Annotated in this window: 4 protein-coding genes; 1 reads left to right on the top strand and 3 read right to left on the bottom strand. The window is 61.7% G+C overall.

Annotated features, from left to right (window positions below; all coding sequences use genetic code 11):
* A partial coding sequence (locus tag ABZE94_RS20370) for a hypothetical protein (RefSeq protein WP_372877890.1) occupies positions 1-232 on the top strand: 232 nt, incomplete at its 5' end.
* Between the two features lie 998 nt (positions 233-1,230).
* Here the strand turns inward: ABZE94_RS20370 and ABZE94_RS20365 are convergent.
* The 3 genes from ABZE94_RS20365 to ABZE94_RS20355 all read right to left on the bottom strand — a co-directional run.
* Positions 1,231-1,662 (bottom strand): abscisic acid-deficient protein Aba4 family protein, encoded by a 432-nt coding sequence (locus tag ABZE94_RS20365; protein WP_372877888.1) that lies wholly within the window; start codon positions 1,660-1,662, stop codon positions 1,231-1,233.
* Between the two features lie 627 nt (positions 1,663-2,289).
* Positions 2,290-3,786 (bottom strand): CoA-acylating methylmalonate-semialdehyde dehydrogenase, encoded by a 1,497-nt coding sequence (locus ABZE94_RS20360; RefSeq protein ID WP_372877886.1) that lies wholly within the window; start codon positions 3,784-3,786, stop codon positions 2,290-2,292.
* 108 nt (positions 3,787-3,894) lie between these two features.
* A partial coding sequence (locus ABZE94_RS20355) for an aminotransferase class III-fold pyridoxal phosphate-dependent enzyme (protein WP_372877884.1) occupies positions 3,895-4,947 on the bottom strand: 1,053 nt, incomplete at its 5' end.

Raw genomic sequence — 4,947 nt, 5'->3', positions numbered from 1 at the left:
TTCGACGTCGTTCTCCTCGGAGGACAACCAAGGTCCATCCTACATTTCTTTATTGTGGCCAGCTATGACCTGTACATTTAGTGGAGGATGGCCAATAGATTTCTTTGAGAGCAAAGAGTCTCTCATTGAAAGCAAAAAAGGTATTTGTACAATTATCCAGCCAGAAGCGCTCACCATTCATCGCAACCCGACAACAGGAGTCACGACCACTAATTATAAAATCTGGGAATAACTCTAAACCAGGACTGCAGGATGGGGTTGAGCGAAGCGATACACATCAACTACTCGACAAATAACCAGCTCAACTTCAGGTGTTAACCCGCCGCATTGTCACTGATTTCAACTACCGGTTTCGCCCTTACGGCGAGTCACTTTCTCTTTGCTCGCGCGAAAGAGAAAGTAACCAAAGAGAAAGCGCGCCCGGCATACGGGTTTCGCTGCGCTCAACTTCCCTCGCTCCGGTGCTGTTCCGAGGGTCGTCACGAAGGGCCATCCCTGGCCCATCGTTCCTCGTTTGGCATCCATGCCAAACGCCCCTCTCCACAGCACCTCCACTCGGCCTCCTGACGGGATCAGGGATCGCATCGTCTGGGCGATTTGTGGAATCAACAGCGAAGAGCTCCGATCGTTGATCGTACCCACGCTCCGCGTGGGCACGCAGCACCGGACGCTCCGCGTCCTTGCACGGCGAGAGGCAAGCAGTCAAACACGGCAAAGCAAACCGTGACGCGGAGCGTCACAGGCGGTGTGCCCACGCTGGAGCGTGGGCACTATCGGAAATCGACGCTTTTAATTCTGCTTTTGGTAACCCTGCGCAGATCTATCAGGCGACGCCAAACGCCCCTTCAGGAGGCCGAACAGAATCGTTGCGGAAGGGGTTGAGCGGCATGGATGCCGCGAGAGCCGCGATGGGCCAGGGATGGCCCTTCGCGGCGTGCCCCTGGAGCAATGATGGAGTGAGGGAAGTCGAGCACAGCGAGACCCGGATGGCGGGGCAAGCGTTTTTGGTTACTTTTTGCGGGGCCGGCCATCCGGCGACTGCAAAAAGTGACTCGCCGTAAGGGCGAAACCAATATCGAGGCCACCACCTCTGCTGCGGGCAAGCAGTGTAATCCGGGTCAGTAATCGCTGTTGAGTTCCAGAGTTTGATGGGTATCGCTGCGCTCAACCACATCCTACGCGGCGCAGGTCGGATCATGTATTGCCCCCCACAAAAGCAAAAGTCCGGCCCTACAGGCCGTGCAGCAGGCTAATAGCAAGAAACAGCAGCAGGCCCAATGGGCCGAACATCATCGCCAACAGGTAACAAGGTACCAACCAAAAATGGTGGATGCTTTGGGCGGCGCCTTGCTGATGGATATACAGCCCCGCCAATAGATCGAAAGAAAGGATATGCACCCAGCCGGCCAGTACCGCCTTGGGGTTGCGAAACAGCGCCAGCACACCCTGCAGGGTGAAGAACCCGGGCTTGCCCGTTCCAGTCCGGTCGGTCATTGCCTGGTACAAGGCCACGGCATACAGGACGCACAACAACACAATGGCAATCGCCAGCACGAACCGAGGGCCGCCCGACCAATAGGGCAAACCGACCAGCACCAGCCAGCCGCTAATGGCAACGAGGGTGGCCGACTGAAATAAACGTTGTTGCGTCAATACAAGCATGGCGAGTCCATTCCATATATGAAGACGAAAAACGCCTTGTAGCGTATCGCACCAGTGAACGCCTCAATCAGTCAGCCAGTGAATGCTTGAGCTTAGGGTTTAGCTATTTTGTTGATCGTACCCACGCTCCGCGTCCTTGCACGGCGAGAGGCAAACAATCAAGCACGGCAAAGCAAATCAAAGCGCTTTGTTTTTGGTAACCCTGCGCAGAACGACCAGGCGACGCCAAACGCCCCTTCAGGAGGCCAAACGGAATCGTTGTGGAGTGGGTTGAGCGGCATGGATGCCGCGAGAGCTGTGTTGGGCCATGGATGGCCCGTCACAGCGTGCCCACGGAGCAATGATGGAGTGAGGGAAGTCGAGCGCAGCGAGATCCGGATGGCGGGGCAAGCGTTTTTGGTTACTTTTTTGGCGACTGCAAAAAGTGACTCGCCGTAAGGGCGAAACCATTAATCACATGCAACGCAAAAGCGGCGGGTACATGCCAATCCAAAATAGACAATGACCGCCGATGGGTATCGCTCCGCTCAACCACATCCTACGCGGCGCAGGTCGGATCATGCGTTGCTCCACAAAGCAAAAAGGCCAGTCTTGCGACTGGCCTTCCGTTTACCACCCTACCCGCTCTTAGCCATTGCTGGGGAACGCGAACTGCGCCGCCTCATGCGAGGCGCGTTGCGGCCAGCGCTGGGTGATGGCCTTCTTGCGGGTGTAGAAGCGCACGCCGTCCGGGCCGTAGGCGTGCAGGTCGCCGAACAGCGAGCGCTTCCAGCCGCCGAAGCTGTGGTAGCTGACCGGCACCGGCAGGGGCACGTTGACGCCGACCATGCCGACTTCGATCTCGTCGCAGAACAGCCGCGCCGACTCGCCGTCGCGGGTGAAGATGCAGGTGCCGTTGCCGTATTCGTGGGCATTGATCAGCGCCATGGCGTCTTCCAGGCTGTTGACCCGGACGATGCACAGCACCGGGCCGAAGATCTCGTCGGTGTAGATGCTCATCTCCGGGGTGACCTTGTCGAACAGGGTGCCGCCGACGAAGTAGCCATTCTCGTTGCCGGCCACCACCAGGTCGCGACCGTCGACCACCAGGCTCGCGCCCTGGGCGACGCCAGCGTCGATGTAGCCCTTGACCTTGTCACGCGCCGCGCCGGTGACCAGCGGACCCATGTCGAGGCCGCAGGAGGTGCCGGCGCCGATCTTCAGGCCTTCGATCTGCGGGATGAGCTTCTGCACCAGGGCATCGGCGATCTGATCGCCCACGCACACGGCCACCGAGATGGCCATGCAGCGCTCGCCGCAGGAGCCGTAGGCGGCGCCCATCAGTGCGCTGACCGCGTTGTCCAGGTCGGCGTCGGGCATCAGCACGGCGTGGTTCTTCGCCCCGCCCAGGGCCTGCACGCGCTTGCCGCGCTTGGTGCCTTCGCTGTAGATGTATTCGGCGATCGGGGTCGAGCCGACGAAGCTCAGGGCCTTGACTTCCGGGGCCTCGATCAGCGCGTCGACCGCGGCCTTGTCGCCGTGCACCACGCTCATCACGCCCTTGGGCAGACCGGCTTCGATCAGCAGTTCGGCGATATACAGGGTGGAACTCGGGTCGCGCTCGGACGGCTTCAAGATGAAGCAGTTGCCGCAGACGATGGCCAGCGGGTACATCCACAGCGGCACCATGGCCGGGAAGTTGAACGGGGTGATGCCGGCGACCACGCCGATCGGCTGCAGGTCGCTCCAGGCGTCGATGTTTGGGCCGACGTTGCGGCTGTATTCGCCCTTGAGGATTTGCGGGGCGGCGCAGGCGAACTCGACGTTCTCGATGCCGCGCTTGAGTTCGCCGGTGGCGTCCTCGATGGTCTTGCCGTGTTCCTCACTGATCAGCTGGGCGATGGTGCCTTCGTGCTGTTCGAGCAGTTGCTTGAAACGGAACATCACCTGGGCGCGCTTGGCCGGCGGGGTGTTGCGCCAGGCCGGGAAGGCAGCCTTGGCGGCGTCGATGGCCTGCTGGATGGTGGCGCGGTCGGCCAGGGCGACCTGATGGATCACCTCGCCGGTGGCGGGGTTGAACACGTCGGCGGTGCGGCCTTGGCCTTCGATGCGTTCGCCGTTGATCAGGTGTGGGATATGGCTCATGAAAATCTCCGTGATCGAACTCTATAGGGTGTCGTGGGAGCAGCCGCCTCGATATCGGCGCTGGCGCCATTCGCGGCTAAAGCCGCTCCCACCTTTATTGCGAGGCCGTTAGTCGAGCTTGTTCAGGGTCTCGCCAACGGCGCTGAATACGCGGTCGAGGTCTTCCATCTTGGCGTTGAAGGTCGGGCCGAACTGCAGGGTGTCGCCGCCGAAGCGCACGTAGAAGCCGGCCTGCCACAGGGCCATGCCGGCCTCGAACGGGCGGATCACCGGGTCGCCGTCGCGCGGGGCGATCTGGATCGCACCGGCCAGGCCGCAGTTGCGGATGTCGACGATGTGCTTGGCGCCCTTGAGGCCGTGCAGGGCGCGGGCGAATTGCGGCGCCAGCTCGGCGGACTGCTGCAGCAGGTTTTCGCGCTTGAGCAGCTCCAGCGAGGCCAGGCCGGCGGCGCAGGCCACCGGGTGCGAGGAATAGGTGTAGCCGTGGGTGAACTCGACCATGTGCTCGGGCGTGGCCTGCTGCATGAAGGTGTTGTAGATCTCGCTGCTGGCGATCACCGCGCCCAGCGGCACGGCGCCGTTGGTGATCTGCTTGGCGGCGTTGATGATGTCCGGGGTCACGCCGAAGTATTCGGCGCCGCTCCAGGTGCCCAAGCGGCCGAAGGCGGTGATCACCTCGTCGAAGATCAGCAGGATGTTGTGCTGGCTGCAGATCTCGCGCAGGCGCTGCAGGTAGCCCACCGGCGGCACGATGACGCCGGCCGAACCGGACATCGGCTCGACTATCACCGCGGCGATGTTCGAGGCGTCGTGCAGTTCAATCAGCTTGAGCAGCTCGTTGGCCAGTTCGACGCCGCCGGTCGCGGCCATTCCGTCGGTGTAGGCCAGGTGCGGCTGCAGGGTGTGCGGCAGGTGGTCGACATCCATGAACTGGCCGTACATCTTGCGGTTGCCACCGATGCCGCCGAGGCTGGTGCCGGCGATGTTGACGCCGTGGTAGCCACGGGCGCGGCCGATGAACTTGGTCTTGGCCGGCTGGCCCTTGAGGCGCCAGTAGGCCTTGGCCATCTTCACCGCGGTGTCGGCGCACTCGGAGCCGGAGCTGGTGAAGAACACGTGGTTGAGCTCGCCCGGCATCAGGTCGGCGATCTGCTCGGCCAG

The organism is Pseudomonas sp. (assembly GCF_041601375.1).
GTDB lineage: Bacteria > Pseudomonadota > Gammaproteobacteria > Pseudomonadales > Pseudomonadaceae > Aquipseudomonas.
Note: the sequence above shows the minus strand (reverse complement) of the source record. Positions and strands in the feature narration are given on the sequence as shown.

Coding starts and splice junctions, on each gene's coding strand:
- ABZE94_RS20365 (WP_372877888.1), bottom strand. CDS start 1,662: ATGCTTGTATTGACGCAACAACGTTTATTTCAGTCGGCCACCCTCGTT.
- ABZE94_RS20360 (WP_372877886.1), bottom strand. CDS start 3,786: ATGAGCCATATCCCACACCTGATCAACGGCGAACGCATCGAAGGCCAA.